The organism is Gilliamella sp. W8145 (assembly GCF_016101145.1).
Classification (GTDB): domain Bacteria; phylum Pseudomonadota; class Gammaproteobacteria; order Enterobacterales; family Orbaceae; genus Gilliamella; species Gilliamella apis_A.
Genome location: NZ_JACFRC010000001.1, coordinates 1,073,724 through 1,090,581 on the forward strand (window position 1 = coordinate 1,073,724; position 16,858 = coordinate 1,090,581).

Consider the following 16,858-nt stretch of genomic DNA (forward strand, 5'->3'; position numbering starts at 1 on the left):
AACTCAAAATTATTATATCGGCCTTCAGTGAGATAAATATCATATAGAACTTAATATTCTCAAAAAATATCTAATACTATTAATTTTGACTATGGAAGTGTAAGTTAATTTATAGTTAATTAACGATATCGTTATTAAGCTATTACATAAAAACCCCTTTCCTCAAAATTTTTTGATCTGCTTTTGTCGTTGTTCTCGATCAAAAAACGTCCACGCAACAAAACGGCTTATTTTTTGACCTTGAGCCATAGGGATAATTTTGTATTCAGTTACAGATGATTTTTTTAACTGTTTTTTTATGTTTGTCAGTGATTCTTTTTTCGAAACCAACGAAGTAAACCATAGGCATTGTGTTTTATAGTTAACACTTTCGGCAATTATTTTGGTTATAAATGCACTTTCTCCTCCTTTGCACCAAAGTTCAGCATGTTGTCCACCAAAATTAAGCACAACTTGATCTTTTTCTGAACTTAATTTACCCAATTTTTGTAGTTTTGTATGAGCACTCGCTTGAGCCTGTTGCTTTGAATTATGAAAAGGAGGATTGCATAAAGTTGCTAGGTAAAATTCTTTCGGTTTAATGATATTTGCCAAAATAGCCTCTCTGTTGGGTTGTAAACGACATTGTAGGCTATTTTTTAATAGTTCATTAGATTTTTTTATTAACGACGCAACCTTGATTGATGTTGGATTGATATCACTACCAACAAATGACCAACCATACTCAGCACAGCCAATAATCGGATAAATGGCATTTGCACCAACCCCAATATCTAAAATGCTAATTCTCTTACCCATAGGGATCTTATTCTGATTATCTTGCGCTAATAAATCAGCCAAATAGTGGATATAATCTGCTCGCCCTGGAATTGGAGGGCATAGGTAATCGTCTGGAATATCCCAATAAGAGAGTTGATAATAGTGTAATAAAAGTGCTTTATTTAGCATCTTCACGGCAACAGGATTAGAAAAATCAATCGTTACCCGACCATATTGGTTAGGTTTAACAAAGTTAGATAATGCTGGTAAAGTTTTAATAAGTAAATCAAATGGGTAGCCATTAATATGCTTATTACGATGATGTAAAACATCTTTGTTAATTGTTGGCGATGTTGTCTGCATGAATAATCCAATATGAAAAAATTGCCGATTATTATAGTCTTTTTACACAAATATGCGAAAATAGCCAAAGCTTTTAGATAGTAAAAACCCCTTTCCTCAAATTTTTTATTACTGTTAAACTAAAATTTATTTAAGTGTAACTAATTCGAAAATTAACTGTGGATTTGTTATAATCTGCCACTTTTAATTCACATAATAACGCAATGAAACGTCTATCCAAATTATCAATAATACCATTTATTAGTTTAATGCTAATCTCTTTTCAACTGCATGCAAGCGAGTTTAATGGGCAGGAGTTATCGTTATTTTGGGCTATCCCATTTGTTGGAATTTTGCTTTCTATCGCATTATGCCCATTATTTCTAGCACGGCTGTGGCATCATCATTATGGCAAAATTGTTCTGGTTTGGTCGTTACTATTTCTAGGCTCTGCGTTATTTTCTTTTGGTTTATTTACCACAATTCAATTAACAGCTCATGCCATTATTGAAGAGTATATCCCCTTTATATTATTACTTTTGGCATTGTTCACTGTTTCTGGTGGTATTCTTATCAAAAGTGATAAAATAAGCACGCCAAAATCAAATGTTCTTTTATTAGCCATTGGAGTGGTATTAGCTTCAATTATGGGAACAACTGGCGCAGCTATGTTAATGATTCGGCCAATACTGCGAGCTAATCGGCAACGACACCATTCAGTCCACACAGTAATTTTCTTTATCTTTTTAGTCGCCAATATTGGTGGTGGTTTGACGCCGTTAGGTGATCCACCATTATTTATTGGTTTTTTAAAAGGAGTGGATTTTTTCTGGACTGTTAAACAAATGTTATTGCCAGTTATTTTGACATCAGGTTTATTACTCATCATTTATTATGTTATCGATAGATATTATTATTGTAAGCAATATGGCAATATTACTCTTTCCCATAGTTCAGAAGCAGTTAAATTATACGGTCTAAAAAATATCGGCTTGCTAATGGCGATAATTGCTAGTGTGCTTTTATCTGGCATTTGGCATCCAGCGATAAACTTCACGCTATTAGGATCGCAAATTGAATTAGAAAATCTAGTTCGTGATGGCCTTTTTATTGCTATAACGATTCTTTCAATACTGATCACGCCAAAGCAAGTACGAGCTGGCAATGAATTTAATTGGGATCCAATCAAAGAAGTTGCCAAATTGTTTATTGGTATCTTTATTACTATAGTGCCCGTTCTGGCAATTTTGCGTGCCGGCAATGACGGTGCTTTGAGTTCTGTAGTATCATTGGTCACCAGTGAACAAGCCACACCAATAAACAGTATGTATTTTTGGTTATCGGGATCATTGTCAGGATTTTTAGATAATGCACCAACTTATCTGGTGTTTTTTAATTTAGCTTCGGGTAATGCAACTACATTAATGACCACTTATGCAGACACACTATTGGCAATTTCAATGGGTTCTGTATTTATGGGCGCATTAAGTTACATTGGTAATGCACCTAACTTTATGGTTAAAAGTATTGCCACACAACATAAAATTAATATGCCAAGCTTTTTTGGCTATATGAAATGGTCAATAGGGATTTTAATTCCAATATTTATTATTGATAATTTGGTATTTTTTGTATTGTGTTAGCTAAAATAAGATGAATATAAAATTCTTTAATTGAGGCTGTAATTAAGCAATACTGTATCGGTAAACTTTTTCAGAAGTGAAGTGATGTACTAAATGAAAATTCCTGATAGCCAACCAACGGTTGAATCATTATGGTTAACTATTTGGCGTATCCTATAACTTTGGCCGCATTTTCTCCCAGTGGTAAAATGTTCCATTGTTCGTTATGAATAATTAAGATAAATTTCAATTGCAACATCAATGAATTTGTGTAGGTAACTATGATAGGCTAACATTCAACCGCTCTTTCTGTTGGCTTCCCTTAAGTGTTGCACAAGTGATATTTTTCTCTTTTATTATCTTTGCTATCATCGCTCTATAAACTATAACTAAAAAAATGAGCACCTCCATAATAAGTCAAACTAACTGGAGTAGTTTTTTAGTTCACGGTTAATTATTTTTTTGAATTTTGAAAGAAACAGATATACCTGAAATTTTTGATGATAATTAAAAATGCTCTGCTATTTTGTATAAAAAACACCCTCACCAAGTCAGAAAAATAATTAATATCACCATATATATTTTTTATTTTTACTATAAATCAATTTATAGCAAACAATAAATATCATAACTAACGTTATCGAAACAAATAAAAATTTTAGAATTTTTATTCTATAAAAAAACTTCAACTGCTTGGTATTCAATCGCGTTCTGATGAACTTTTAAACGGAAAAATTTTAAAAATGTGAAGCTTCGCACATTTTTAATAAAAAGTCATGCATAGCTATAATTTATAGCCAAAATATTATGTTAGCTGTCCAAATATTAAAGGTGAGATTTCGATTTACTTTTTAGAATGTGGTTGTAAGTTTTAAAAAGAAGTGAGGTTCAGAATGATTGAAATGTTACTTGATAAAGATTTTTTCTCGTCTAGCGATCAAAATATCACCATTGAGCCTCGAACACCTCAACCCGTCTATCCTGAACATACCCATAATTTCAATGAGATCGTTATTGTAACTAGTGGATACGGTAAACACATATTGAATGGGCGACTTTTTGATTTGTATCCAGGCATGATGTTTTATATTAAGGCTTCCGACTGTCATTTGTACGAGAGCGTTCATGATTTGCATTTGACCAATATTTTGTTTAGAGATCCTAAAAATTTTCATTTTATCAATGGAATAAATCAATTAATTCCAAATCCTGATCCAATTCAATCGCATTACTTTTTTGATAAAAAATCTTATGAAAATATTCAATCGATTATTAAGCAATTAACGCCAAATCAATCAAATGCTATTCAGGAGAGTTTATTTTTACAATTACTTTTGATTTTTAATAATAATCTTTATGTTAATCAGGGTTCTGGTTCCTATGATAATCGCGTTAAACAACTTCTACGTTGGTTACAAATCAATTTTAAGGAGCAAATTAATTGGGCACAATTAACTGAGCAATTTTCATTATCATTACGCTCTTTTCATCGACATATAAAGAATGAAATTGGTATCACACCACAAAAATATCTAATAAAACTACGGTTGGCTAATGCTTACACACAGTTAATTTACAGCAATAAATCCATCACAACTATTGCACAAGAATGTGGTTTTAATGATAGTGCTTATTTTTCAACCTGTTTTAAACAAGAATTTACGTTTTCGCCACAAACATTACGTAATAATCCAGATAAACGTTATCATTAATCAATCAGGAACAGTCTATGGAAAAATGTTTACGTTTATATAAACAAGACTATTTTATTTCGGAGATAAATACTGTTACTGTCGAAAGACGTGATCATCAACAACCCTTTCCTTTGCATAACCACGATTTTAATGAAATTGTGATTGTCTGTTCTGGTAATGGGCTACATCATTGGAATGAATATGTTTATCCGATTACCAGTGGTGATATTTTATATATTAATCCGAAAGATGTGCATGGCTATGAATCTGTTAATGACCTTAGATTGGATAATATTTTATATTTGAGAGAATCACTATTTTTATCATCCACTATTGAGTCTTATTTACCTAAAGTGACTGCTAGACATAATGAACGGTCTTGGCGTATTCAACCTTCATCCCTTAAACTTTTATCACCACTTATTGAACAGTTAGATGTTGAGTCTAAGAAAAACAATTTAGCCTCCGTTCATTTATCTGAGGCTCTTTTTTTGCAGTTGGTTATTTTGTTAGACCGGATTAAACAAGTTCCTACGGTAGCTCTACCTACTGCTACTCATCAATTGGATTTATTGTTCACTGCTCTTCATAACAGTATTGCAACCCCATTTAATATTGATGTTTTTTGCAAAGACAATCATATCGCAAGCCGTTCACTTAGTCGCTTATTTAAAAGTCAAACAGGGATGACTATTACTGGCTACTTACAAAAAAGACGTCTATGTGATGCAATGTCTTTACTTAGAACTACTGATTATTCGATTAGTATGATTGCGGCAGAATGTGGTTATGATGATAGTAACTATTTTTCATCTGTGTTTAAAAAGCTGACCAATCAGACTCCTTCCGAATATCGAGCCCTATTTAACGATAAGAAGTGATAATTGAGTGTGTAGAAATGATTATATATTTAGTTTCCTCTCTTTGATGTGTATTAAAGAGAGGAATATTTTATAATAAATAAAAAACTTCAGTTAATGATTCACTAATCGGGCTATTATCAGAATTGCTTGGCATGATATCTTTCATAAATGCCCACCATTTTTGACAAGCAGCTGTTTTAGCTACAGCGTCCCAACGTTCCTCAGATTCAATTTCGATATAGGCAAAAAGTAGATTTCTTTTGCTGTCTAAAAAGATTGAGTAATTGTGAGCTCCATGTGATTTAAGTTCTTTCACTAAGTCAGGAAATATTTCATCATGCCGCTTCTTATACTCTGCATGTTTATCAGGATGAACCTGCATAATACTCGCTTTTCTTATCATAATAATTCCTTTTTACTTGAAATAGGTTAACTTTATGTTTAACCTATTTCACTTTCATTGTGTCATTTTTATTGGTAAATAGAATGATATAATTGCTCAATTTCTCTAACGTTAGTATCGCGAGGATTACCTCCGGTACAAACATCATCAAAAGCAGCTTGGGCTAGCGCAGGAATATCATTTAATTTTACACCGATCTCTTTTAATGTTGCAGGAATACCGACATCAATGTTAAGTTGTTTAACTGCATTAACAGCAGCTTTTCTCACTTGTTCGATTGTCATGTTTTCCGTCAAAGCGACTCCCATTGCTTTGGCGATATCGCGATATTTCTCACCAGTAAATTCAGCATTGTAAGCCATTATATGAGGTAAAAGGACGGCATTAGCCACACCATGAGGCGTACCATAAAAAGCTCCTAATGGATGTGCCATTCCATGAACTAATCCTAAGCCCACATTTGAAAAACCCATTCCAGCAATATATTGTCCTAATGCCATGTCTTCACTACCTTTAGCGATCCCGCTTACCGAGTCACGTAATGAGCGAGAAATAACTTCAATCGCTTTCAAGTGGAACATGTCTGATAATTCCCACGCCCCTTTAGTTATATAACCTTCAATCGCGTGAGTTAAGGCATCAACACCAGTTGCTGCTTTTAAACTAGCAGGCATACTTGTCATCATATCTGAATCAATAATTGCAACAGCCGGAATATCGTGTGGATCAACACAGACAAATTTGCGTTTATTTTCTTCATCTGTGATTACGTAATTAATGGTCACTTCAGCAGCTGTACCTGCTGTCGTAGGAATTGCGATCGTAGGTACTGCTGGTTTTTTAGTTGGCGCAACGCCTTCAAGACTACGAACATCCGCAAATTCTGGATTATTGATGATAATACCGATAGCTTTTGCGGTATCTTGGGGGGGACCCCCCACCAATCGCAATCAAATAATCTGCACCAGATTGTTTGAAAACTTCAACTCCTTTTTGAACAATACTAATGGTTGGATTTGGCATAACTTCATCAAATACTTGATAAGAAAAACCATTGTTATCTAGTAATTGTGTTACTTTAGTTGCTACTTTGAATTTGATTAGATCTTTATCCGTAACTACTAACGCTTTTTTAAAACCACGTTTTTTAACTTCATCTACGATTTGACTGATTGAGCCTGCACCAAAATAAGATGTTTCATTTAAAATCATTCTATAAGCCATAATGTTTTCCTTTTAATTAACTAGTCATTCCTAAACCAACAATATTGGCAGCAACAATGATTACTAAACAACCAATACAAAGAATACGTACTGGTTTTTTACCGGTACCAAACCACTCTTTTAGTGCTAAACCAACAATCCCACCACAAAGTACATAGAAACTCATATGTAACATCCAACTCATAAAGCCATATTCTGTTGGAATATTTGCATGCCCCCAAGCATAGAAGAAGAATTGGAGATACCACATTGCACCACCTAAGATAGCAAAAAGAATATTGCTAATTAATAAGGCTTTGGCAACAGAGATATCCTTTTTGAAGGATAAGTCTTTTTTAACGCAGAGTCGACTTATACAGAAACCGAGATTAATAATTGCCCCCCCACCCATGATAATGACATAACTTGGAAGTGCCACGTATAAATGATCCACACCAAGCTCAGCCGCTTTTTCATGCATAGGTACTGCTGCGCTCATAGCAAATGACATACCAGCCGAGAAAATACCACACATGATGGCAAGAAGAAGACCTTTCTTTAAGTTAAAATCTTCAACTTGTACACCTAACGTTTTTTCTTTCAATAAGCCAGCGTAAGTTACTATAGCAACCCCAATAACAGCAACGACTACGCCTAATAATGTCATTTTACCGCCTGTCGAGGCCAATAATTCACCAAATTTACCTTGTAATATTGGAGTCATGAGAGTGCCGACGATTAAGGTTATCCCAATAGCAATACCTATTCCCATCGACATACCTAAATAACGCATTGTTAAGCCATAACCAATGTTACCGACTCCCCACATTGCGCCGAATAAGAAGACCGGAATTAATATGTCTGAACCAAACGAACCATAATAAGCCCAAAAGTCTGGTAATAAAAAATAACTTATTGACCATGGTAATATAATCCAAGAAAATACCCCTGCGATTGACCACATGGTTTCCCATGACCAGTTTTTTACTTTTTTAAGTGGTGCGTAAAAACAAGCAGCAGAAGCAGCACCAACAAAGTGCCAGAATATGCCTAAAATAATTGAACTACCCATATCCTTATCCTTATATTTTTATTAGCAATTTTTACTGTTTATAGCATCTTCCATTGGAGTGACACCAAAACGCTCAGCTAACAATCTGAACTCTTCCGAGGTGATAGTTTGACGTTTTCCTCCCATTGATAACACTTTGACTAAAACTTCTGCCGATTTTTCAGCTGTATCAATTAAGCCAAAAGCTTCATCTAAGGTTGGACCTGTTCCAAATACACCGTGAAAAGCCCATAAAACTAAACTATGTTTTGCCATCTGTTTTGCAGTGGCATAACCAATCTCGTCTTTACCCGGAACCATCCAAGGCACCACACCTACACCATCCGGAAATACAACTAAACATTCAGTGCTCATTTCCCACAGCCATCTGGTTATTACCGCAGTATCAAGCTCTAGGACATATGTTAAAGCAATTAAATTAGTTGCATGACAGTGCATGATGACTCTATCTTTTCCTTGGCTTTGCTCAATTCTTACAATATGAGATTGAAGATGAGCAGCTAGCTCAGAAGTCGGTAAACCACCATTTATCAATCCCCACATAATGTAATAACCTTTGCCCTGTTCATCGATTTTAACAATAGCTAACGTATCAGCAGGATCTAATATGACATTGCGGAAATACTTACCGGAACCAGTGACAATAAAGTACTGGTTAGCAAGTTTAGTGACATCTTGCGTCAAAGATACATGACGTGGTTTTTCATAAAAATCATTTTGAAAAGAGATGACATCACTTTCAAGTAATCTTAAACTGACATTACCACCATTACGCTCATCCCAACCTTTAAGCCACATATCGTAAGTGGCTTTGATCATTCCTTTTACAAACCAAGAAGAAAGAATCTGTTGCATTTTATGTTCCTTAAGATCGTTTAGTTAAGACAGTTGTTTCATATTGACGAACCTCATCTAGCCATTGACCACCAACTGGAACTTCATTTAATAAACAGTACTGATCCCAAACTGCTTGCCAAGGTAATGATTTTTGTTCTTCTAGTAATGCGAGTCGTGAGGTAAAATCACGATCATGTTCATATTTTTTTAATCTTTCTGTTGGTTCTAATAATGCTTTCAATAAGCATTTTTTCATATTACGAGTACCAATTACCCATGCTGCAATACGGTTAATAGAAGCGTCAAAGAAATCTAGACCAATATGCACACGGTCAAATAGTTTGTTTCGGATGATTTCACTTGCAATATTTTGCGTTTCATCATCGAAAAGTACCACGTGATCACTATCCCAACGTACAGGGCGGCTAACATGAAGTAATAGATGTTCAACAAATGGCATAATGGCAGAAATTTTGTCGGAAATCACTTCCGTTGGATGGAAATGCCCAGCGTCTAAACATAATGCAGTTTTACGTGATGTCGCATAAGCTAAATAAAATTCATTTGAACCAGCGGTATAAGATTCGAGACCAATACCAAACAATTTACTTTCAACCGCATCAATATGATATTTTGGGTCAATTCTTTCACGAATAATTTCATCCAATGATTCAACTAAATGTTGTCTAGGACTAAATTTGTCGACAGTAATATCTTTCATACCATCAGGTAGCCAGATATTCATAACAGAAGGTGTGCCTAATTCTTTACCAAAATATTCTGATACTTTACGACATGCTTTGCCGTGTTCTATCCAAAATTGACGAATTTCTGGATTAACATGGGTTAGTGTGCCTTCATTACTTAAAGGATGTGAAAAATAAGTTGGATTAAAATCTAAACCAATTTGATGTTTTTTAGCCCATTTGACCCAATTGGCAAAGTGTTCCGGTTTAACTTCATTACGATCGACTTTTTGATCTGATTCTAAATAAGAAGCATGTAGATTTAGTCGTTTAGGGCCTGGTATAAGGCTAAAGGCTTTATCTAAATCTGCTCTTAATTCATCAGCTGTACGAGCCTTACCTGGATAATTACCAGTTGCTTGAATACCACCAGTTAATTCACCTTCTTGCTTTTCAAAACCACCAACATCATCTCCTTGCCAGCAATGAACTGAAATCGGTAATTTTGCCATTGCTACTAATGCAGCATCTGTATCTACCCCAATTTCAGCAAATCTTGCTTTAGCGATCTGATAAGCATTTTCAATTGTGCTCATGTAATACTCCTTAATTAATATAAAAATTTTCAATACAATTTGGTTGATAAAATTTGGTGTCAAAATTCTGTGAAATTAACTGTCTTAATGCATCAATATCCGCAATTTCACCTAATGAAATTAACTGATAGCCAACATTTCCTAATGCCGAAGATTCAATAGGTCCAGCGGTGACATTAACATTGCATAAGTCAGCACATAACTGGTTTAAAAAAGCATTTTGACAACCTCCACCGACAATGTGTAATGTCTTAATGGGATTACCACTCAGTGTCGATAATTCGTGTAATACATCTCGATATAAATAAGCTAGGCTGTCAAAAATACATCTGACTAATTGAGCGAGGTTTTTAGGCGTTTGACCACTGTTTTCTAAACAAACCTGTTTAATGGTTTCTGTCATGGAGTCCGGATTTAAAAACCGTGGATCATTGGGATTTATAAGAAACGTAAAAGGTTGTTCTTGTTTTGCCGATGCGATTAATTCAATAATATCTTTAACGTTATTTTCAGCACAAACCCGTTGAAATAACCATAATCCCATGATGTTTTTTAATACTCGATAATTACCATCTACACCACCTTCATTGGTTATATTGGCTTTTAATGCTTGTTTGCTTATCAGTGGTTGTTTTGATTCTAATCCCATTAATGACCAAGTACCCGAACATAAATAAGCACTATGTAAATTGATGATTGGTGCAGCAATAACCGCACTAGCAGTATCATGACTTGCGACTGCAATTACAGGGATATGATCACCCTTGGCACTTTTCCAATATCCAACTTGATTTCCAGGCTTACTGATATCACCAAACCATTTACGTGGTATACCAAGATAATCAAGTAAATCTTTATCCCAATCTTGAGTCGTCACATTGACAAGTTGTGTGGTGGTTGCATTGGTATATTCTCGATTTAATACACCGGTTAATCGGTAAATCAGATAATCAGGAATCATGACAAAATCAGTTACTCGTGATAACCATTCTGGTGATTCAAGCATCATTGCCCTAAGTTGATAAAGTGTGTTAAAGGTTAAAAACTGAATTCCCGTTTTTTGATAAATATTTTCTAGACCAATGTCATCTTGTACTTTTGACATAATGTTGTCAGTACGATGATCTCGATAAGAGTAAGTAGGGCCGACAATTTGACCTTGTTTATCAAGCAACACATAATCAACCCCCCATGTATCAATACCGATACTATCGAGTTTGATATCTTGTTGGATAATTTTGTTTAATCCGGTTATGATTTCTTGTTCTAAGTACGTCAAATCCCAACAAAAATTTTTACCATCACTTTTATATCCATTACTAAATCGATGTATCTCAGTTAGCGTTAATTTTCCTGTTTGAGATCGATAACTCGACAACATGACTCTGCCACTTGATGCGCCTAGATCGATTGCAGCAATATATCTATTTGCCATTATAACTACCCTCACTTTTACTAATGAAGACAGTCTAGTGAACTATTTTGATTTACACTTTTAATCGATGGCCATTGTTGAATAAGTTTGGCAAAATTTTTAAAATGCTTGTGATCTGTACCACAAAATAAGAACAAAGGTGGTGTTTTTATACTTTCATAATAAATATTGATATAATGGTTCATTTAGTAAATAAATTGAGAGCTATTTATGTTAAATCAATTAAAAGCAATAATTCAGTATCTTTTACCTAAACAGTTATTAACAGTTATATTTGGTTGGTTAGCCAACAAACGTTTAGGAAAAGTCACAACATGGATGATTATTGGTTTTTGTAAGCTATACAAAATTGATCTAAGTGAAGCGAAGTTAACTGATGCTAAAGATTATCCAACATTTAACGATTTTTTTGCTCGTGAACTCAATGAAGATGCGAGACCTATTGATCCTGCGGCAAGTTCAATTGTCATGCCAGCAGATGGTGTAATTAGTCAATTCGGTAATATTCAAGATAATTTATTATTACAAGCTAAAGGCCATTTTTACTCATTAGAATCTTTACTTGCTTGTCATCCGGATATGATAAAGTTTTTTAAAAATGGCTCTTTTGCTACCACTTATTTATCACCTAAAAACTATCATCGTTTTCATATGCCTTGTGATGGTATATTACGTGAAATGATTTATGTACCAGGCTCTCTGTTTTCAGTTAACAAAGCAACAACTGAAACCATTCCAAATATTTTTGCCCGAAATGAACGAGTAATTTGTTTATTTGAAACCGAATTTGGACCAATGGCTCAAATTATGGTAGGCGCGACTATCGTTGGTAGTATTGAATTAAATTGGGCTGGTATAATTACACCACCTCGTGATGGAGTGATGAAACGTTGGACTTATGCTGGTGAAGTTAAATTAGCAAAAGGCCAAGATATGGGATGCTTTAAATTAGGCTCAACCGTTATCACCTTATTTGCCTCCAACGCTGTTGAATTTGATAGCCATCTAAAACATGGTGATATTACCCGAGTAGGTCAAAAACTAGCAGAAAGGATCTAATCTATGTTGATGCGTGGTTTTTTGTGTTGGATATTACTTGCTATTTCATGCTTTGCTGTAGCTGAAGAATCAATACCTGTTATTGATAATGAAGATCAACTTGCAGAAGTGATCACTAAACTTGATGAAAAAAATGAAGATCTTCGTCAGAATATGGAGTACCAAAAATCACATTTAACTAGCATCATTAATGAACAAAATAATATTAATACCCAAATTTCACATGTTCAAAATACCCTTGCCACGCTTGCTGAACAAGGCGAATGGTTAAGTTTTTCAACTGCCCTAGGTGAAACTTTGCGCCAACAACTATTGCGATTACCAGAAAAACCTAAGTCACAACCACTTGATGCAGAAATCGCTGAAGCGAAAGTACAACAGCTTAATTATTCAAATACCTTAAACGGATTAGATAATTATCCGACATTAAGCATTCCTTTAAATAATCTTAAATCAGCCAGTCAATATCGACGATTGTTACGCGAGCAAAGTGAACTACTTAAAACATTAATCTCAGGAACCGATACCACGATTCTTGAATTAACTAAATTAAAAATTTCCAATAATCAATTAACCAATGCTATCGATGAAGTTAATGATGCTGCTCATCGTTACTTCTTTTGGGTTGCTGATGTTAACCCTATTTCACTTAGTTTTCCTTTAGACTTAGCCAAAGATGTGGTGTATATCACCGTTTCAATCGATACGTTATCACAACTCTACAATGCTTGTTTAGAAGTGCTTAGTGCACCAAAACCACTATTCTTTTTAGTATTATCGATAATGTTTGTATATGTGCATTTTAAAATGCGAGGCAAATACAACACATTCTTAAATAAATCAGCTACTCGAGTCGGCAAAGTCACTCAAGATAATTATTCTTTAACTTTAAAAGTCATTATTTTTTCATTGATAATGGCATTACCTGTACCTATCTTGTGGGCAGCATTGGGTTATGCGCTACAAATTAATTGGGATTACCCTGTCGCAGTTGCTTTAGGTTATGGTGTCAATGCCGCAGCGCCTATTTTGTGGGTATTCATCATTACGGCACACTTTGCATCTCCAAATGGATTATTTATTACTCACTTTGGTTGGGCAAAACAAAATGTTCGTCACGCAATGAAATACTATCAACTATCTGTTTGGGTCGTGATTCCATTAGTTGTCGTTGTGATGAGTTTTGATCAGTTTAGTAATCGCCAATTTGCTGCAACTATCGGTCGTATAGCATTTATTATCCTCTGTTTTGCTTTAGTGTTTATGACTAACTCAATTCATCGAGCTGGCGTTCCTCTTTATATTGATAAGAAAGGTTCGGGTGATAACGTATTAAGTCATATTTTGTGGTTTATGCTATTAAGTGCACCATGGCTAGCTATTATTGCTGCTTGTTTAGGTTATTTATCGACGGCAGAAGTTTTATTAGGCAGATTAGAAGCCTCAGTCATAATCTGGTTTGGCTTGTTAGTTATCTATTTTATGATTCGCCGTTGGATGTGGATACAAAAACGTCGTATTGAATTCGAACGGACTAAACAACGCCGATTAGAGCGTATGCAACGCGCCAAAGGCATCGAAGAAGATATAAACTCAATCAATGATAATGTCGATGAACCTATTATTGATTTAGATGCAATTAGTGCTCAATCATTACAATTAGTCAGATCAATTATTATGCTTATAGCATTAATCAGTATGATCTTACTTTGGTCGGAACTTCATTCGGCTTTTGCCTTTATGAATAATATAAAGCTTTGGGGTACAAGTACTATTATCAATGGCACTGAGATTGAACAACATATCACTCTTGGTGCGGTATGTATCGCTATTTTAGTCATGACCATTACTGTTCAATTGGTTAAAAATTTACCTGCATTACTTGAGTTAGGCATTTTACAACATTTAGATTTAGCGCCGGGTACTGGATATGCAATTACAACGGTATCGAAGTACATCATTTTAATGATAGGTTGTATGATTGCTTTTTCATTCATTGGTATAGATTGGGCTAAAATACAGTGGCTAATTGCTGCACTTGGTGTTGGTTTAGGTTTTGGTCTACAAGAGATCTTTGCTAATTTTATTTCCGGTTTAATTATTTTGTTTGAAAAACCGGTGCGGATTGGTGATACCGTTACGATTCGAGATTTAACCGGTAATATCACTAAAATTAGTACACGAGCTATTACTATAGTCGATTGGGATCGTAAAGAAATTGTCATGCCAAATAAGGCGTTTATTACTGAACAATTAGTCAATTGGTCCTTATCCGATTCAATCACTCGTATAGTATTAACCATACCAGCAACCATTGATGCAGATAGTGAACTGGTTATGAAACTTTTACAACAAGCTTGTGAAGAGTGTGAATTTGTACTTAACGATCCAGAACCACAAGTCTTTTTAGTTGATATTCAAGAAGGAATCCAACTGTTTGAATTACGCGTATTTGCGGCAGAAATGGGACATCGAATGAAATTACGAAGTGCCATACATAAACTCATTTTAGATGCTTATCGACGTCATAACTTGACCTTACCATTCCCGCCATTGCAAACGAACTTAGAAGCGCTTGGTCGTAAAAGTGGTCGCCGAAGTTACACTATTGGCACAGTTTAGCCAAAAATTGTTTCTAACCATGGCACCCCAAAAGCTCCCGGTGCCAATAGGACAAATGCCCAAATAGGAGCAGAAGCCACATTGGCAATATTGAATTTTGTTGCTGGCATATGCATGGTGCCAGCAATCAAAGGAACTACTGCTCGCAAAGGACCAAAAAATCGTCCAATAAACACCCCAAATGTCCCATAACGCTGAAAAAACTGTTCAGCACGAAACACCATTTTCGGGTATTTATTCAATGGCCATGAAGCAATTACCTGTTGATGATAATGTTTGCCTAACCAGTAAGAAATTAAATCGCCAATAATAGCTCCTAACGATGCCGCAACCAAAACTGGAACAAACGAAATCACTCCAGTTCCAATCAAAGCTCCGGCTCCTAATAAAATTGCTGTAGCAGGAACTAGTAAAGAAATGATAGCCAATGATTCACCAAATGCTAATAAAAAAATAATTGGCAGAGACCACACTTGATGAGTTTCAATAAACTGCATAATCGTATGCGTAATTTCATTTAATGACATAAAGTTGCCTCGCATAATCATTTTGGATAGGCTTTATTCTAACACAACAAATATATGATAATTCTAATGGGATTAACCATTGGTAGAATCTTACAAAATCAACTAATCTAAATATTGGGCTTTTTATTGATACTAAGCTAAGTTATTATATTTAAAATAATAGCTAGATTCAGTCATACAATTATTACGAGATAAACCATGACAGTGGGCATTAAAAACTTTAATGTAAATAAATTTAAACATGGTCAATTGCAACCATCAGAAGATGATACGGTAGCCACAGAAAAGCCAGTGGCACTAATTTATAATGGTATTTCTCATGTCGTCATGATGGCAACCCCAAAAGATCTCAATTATTTTGCTATTGGTTTTTCATTAACTGAAAAAATTATAGAATCAGTTAGTGAAATTTATAGCATTGATATTATTGAAACAGTACAAGGTATTGAAGTCCATATTGAACTATCGTCAAGACGTTTTATGCAATTAAAAGAAAAGCGTCGCAATTTAGCCGGTCGTACTGGTTGTGGTATTTGTGGCACAGAACAAATAGAGCAAGTCTGTCAATTTACTCAGCCTCTATTATCAAACGATAAAATCCGTTTATCTGATTTTCATCATGCCCTTGATTATCTAACGCAAGTTCAAACTGTTGGGGGACAAACCGGTTGTACGCATGCGGCTGTATGGTTGGATTTAACTGGTAATTTTATTGCTGGATTTGAAGATATCGGCAGACATGTTGCATTAGATAAATTGTTAGGTTATCGAGCAAAAATACAACAAGAAACTAAGCAAAACATACAAGGAATAATTCTTGTTTCAAGCCGAGCTAGTTATGAAATGGTACAAAAAACAGCTCGTAGTGGTGTAGAAATTCTATTTGCCGTATCAGCAGCAACGACAATGGCAATTGAACTAGCCAAACAAAGTAATTTAACTTTAGTTGGTTTTTTTAGAAACACCCAAGGAGTAATTTATACCGATAGTGAACGAATCACTGAGAAATAGGCTATCAATAATAAATTCAGACTAAACAATTATTTTACATAACCAATAAAATAATTAACCATTCAATTTATTGATTTTTAATATAAAAATAAATTTAATTCAATATATATTATTTCATATCTTTCTT

13 protein-coding genes and 1 pseudogene are annotated in these 16,858 nt (G+C 34.6%); 6 read left to right on the plus strand and 8 right to left on the minus strand.

What is annotated here, in order from left to right; genetic code table 11:
- Positions 1–162: 162 nt before the first annotated feature.
- A complete protein-coding gene (gene rlmF / locus H3T80_RS04860; protein WP_198200365.1) occupies positions 163–1,122 on the minus strand; it encodes a 23S rRNA (adenine(1618)-N(6))-methyltransferase RlmF in 960 nt (319 codons plus the stop codon).
- Between the two features lie 203 nt (positions 1,123–1,325).
- Between rlmF and H3T80_RS04865 the strand changes: the two genes are divergently transcribed.
- The 3 genes from H3T80_RS04865 (at position 1,326) to H3T80_RS04875 (ending at position 5,298) form a co-directional block, all read left to right on the plus strand.
- Positions 1,326–2,744, plus strand: a complete 1,419-nt coding sequence (locus H3T80_RS04865; RefSeq protein ID WP_198200367.1) for a sodium:proton antiporter — start codon at positions 1,326–1,328, stop codon at positions 2,742–2,744.
- 872 nt (positions 2,745–3,616) lie between these two features.
- Positions 3,617–4,435 carry an HTH-type transcriptional activator RhaS gene (gene rhaS, locus H3T80_RS04870; RefSeq protein ID WP_198200369.1) on the plus strand — a complete coding sequence of 273 codons (819 nt, stop codon included), beginning with the start codon at positions 3,617–3,619 and terminating at the stop codon, positions 4,433–4,435.
- A 17-nt stretch (positions 4,436–4,452) separates the two neighbouring features.
- The gene (locus tag H3T80_RS04875) at positions 4,453–5,298 is read left to right on the plus strand and encodes a helix-turn-helix domain-containing protein (RefSeq protein WP_110447529.1); all 846 of its coding nucleotides are present in this window, start codon (positions 4,453–4,455) and stop codon (positions 5,296–5,298) included.
- Between the two features lie 70 nt (positions 5,299–5,368).
- Here H3T80_RS04875 and rhaM read toward each other — a convergent pair whose 3' ends face one another.
- The 6 genes and pseudogenes from rhaM to rhaB all read right to left on the minus strand — a co-directional run bounded on the left by rhaM (position 5,369) and on the right by rhaB (position 11,512).
- Positions 5,369–5,683, minus strand: coding sequence for an L-rhamnose mutarotase (gene rhaM, locus H3T80_RS04880; RefSeq protein ID WP_198200374.1), 315 nt, complete (start codon positions 5,681–5,683; stop codon positions 5,369–5,371).
- Between the two features lie 68 nt (positions 5,684–5,751).
- Positions 5,752–6,907: pseudogene (gene fucO, locus H3T80_RS04885) on the minus strand (lactaldehyde reductase).
- 16 nt (positions 6,908–6,923) lie between these two features.
- Positions 6,924–7,958: an L-rhamnose/proton symporter RhaT gene (gene rhaT, locus H3T80_RS04890; RefSeq protein WP_198200377.1), complete on the minus strand. Its 1,035-nt coding sequence runs from the start codon at positions 7,956–7,958 to the stop codon at positions 6,924–6,926.
- Between the two features lie 21 nt (positions 7,959–7,979).
- Complete coding sequence (gene rhaD, locus H3T80_RS04895; protein ID WP_065651826.1) at positions 7,980–8,813, minus strand: rhamnulose-1-phosphate aldolase; 834 nt, start codon at positions 8,811–8,813, stop codon at positions 7,980–7,982.
- A gap of 10 nt (positions 8,814–8,823) precedes the next feature.
- A complete protein-coding gene (locus tag H3T80_RS04900) occupies positions 8,824–10,077 on the minus strand; it encodes an L-rhamnose isomerase (RefSeq protein ID WP_198200379.1) in 1,254 nt (417 codons plus the stop codon).
- 10 nt (positions 10,078–10,087) lie between these two features.
- The gene (gene rhaB, locus H3T80_RS04905; protein WP_198200381.1) at positions 10,088–11,512 is read right to left on the minus strand and encodes a rhamnulokinase; all 1,425 of its coding nucleotides are present in this window, start codon (positions 11,510–11,512) and stop codon (positions 10,088–10,090) included.
- 210 nt (positions 11,513–11,722) lie between these two features.
- Here rhaB and asd point away from each other — a divergent pair, with 210 nt between their 5' ends.
- Both asd and mscM read left to right on the plus strand, forming a co-directional pair.
- Positions 11,723–12,571, plus strand: a complete 849-nt coding sequence (asd, locus tag H3T80_RS04910) for an archaetidylserine decarboxylase (protein WP_110447522.1) — start codon at positions 11,723–11,725, stop codon at positions 12,569–12,571.
- Between the two features lie 3 nt (positions 12,572–12,574).
- Positions 12,575–15,193: a miniconductance mechanosensitive channel MscM gene (gene mscM / locus H3T80_RS04915; RefSeq protein WP_198200383.1), complete on the plus strand. Its 2,619-nt coding sequence runs from the start codon at positions 12,575–12,577 to the stop codon at positions 15,191–15,193.
- Here the strand turns inward: mscM and H3T80_RS04920 are convergent.
- Positions 15,190–15,720 carry a DedA family protein gene (locus H3T80_RS04920; RefSeq protein ID WP_065651821.1) on the minus strand — a complete coding sequence of 177 codons (531 nt, stop codon included), beginning with the start codon at positions 15,718–15,720 and terminating at the stop codon, positions 15,190–15,192. The two genes, mscM and H3T80_RS04920, sit on opposite strands and share 4 nt — an antisense overlap.
- Positions 15,721–15,918: 198 nt before the next feature.
- On the opposite strand from H3T80_RS04920, the gene fdhD reads away from it, so the two are divergent.
- Positions 15,919–16,731: a formate dehydrogenase accessory sulfurtransferase FdhD gene (gene fdhD, locus H3T80_RS04925; protein WP_198200385.1), complete on the plus strand. Its 813-nt coding sequence runs from the start codon at positions 15,919–15,921 to the stop codon at positions 16,729–16,731.
- Positions 16,732–16,858 lie beyond the last annotated feature (127 nt).

Coding starts and splice junctions, on each gene's coding strand:
- rlmF (WP_198200365.1), bottom strand. CDS start 1,122: ATGCAGACAACATCGCCAACAATTAACAAAGATGTTTTACATCATCGT.
- H3T80_RS04865 (WP_198200367.1), top strand. CDS start 1,326: ATGAAACGTCTATCCAAATTATCAATAATACCATTTATTAGTTTAATG.
- rhaS (WP_198200369.1), top strand. CDS start 3,617: ATGATTGAAATGTTACTTGATAAAGATTTTTTCTCGTCTAGCGATCAA.
- H3T80_RS04875 (WP_110447529.1), top strand. CDS start 4,453: ATGGAAAAATGTTTACGTTTATATAAACAAGACTATTTTATTTCGGAG.
- rhaM (WP_198200374.1), bottom strand. CDS start 5,683: ATGATAAGAAAAGCGAGTATTATGCAGGTTCATCCTGATAAACATGCA.
- rhaT (WP_198200377.1), bottom strand. CDS start 7,958: ATGGGTAGTTCAATTATTTTAGGCATATTCTGGCACTTTGTTGGTGCT.
- rhaD (WP_065651826.1), bottom strand. CDS start 8,813: ATGCAACAGATTCTTTCTTCTTGGTTTGTAAAAGGAATGATCAAAGCC.
- H3T80_RS04900 (WP_198200379.1), bottom strand. CDS start 10,077: ATGAGCACAATTGAAAATGCTTATCAGATCGCTAAAGCAAGATTTGCT.
- rhaB (WP_198200381.1), bottom strand. CDS start 11,512: ATGGCAAATAGATATATTGCTGCAATCGATCTAGGCGCATCAAGTGGC.
- asd (WP_110447522.1), top strand. CDS start 11,723: ATGTTAAATCAATTAAAAGCAATAATTCAGTATCTTTTACCTAAACAG.
- mscM (WP_198200383.1), top strand. CDS start 12,575: ATGTTGATGCGTGGTTTTTTGTGTTGGATATTACTTGCTATTTCATGC.
- H3T80_RS04920 (WP_065651821.1), bottom strand. CDS start 15,720: ATGTCATTAAATGAAATTACGCATACGATTATGCAGTTTATTGAAACT.
- fdhD (WP_198200385.1), top strand. CDS start 15,919: ATGACAGTGGGCATTAAAAACTTTAATGTAAATAAATTTAAACATGGT.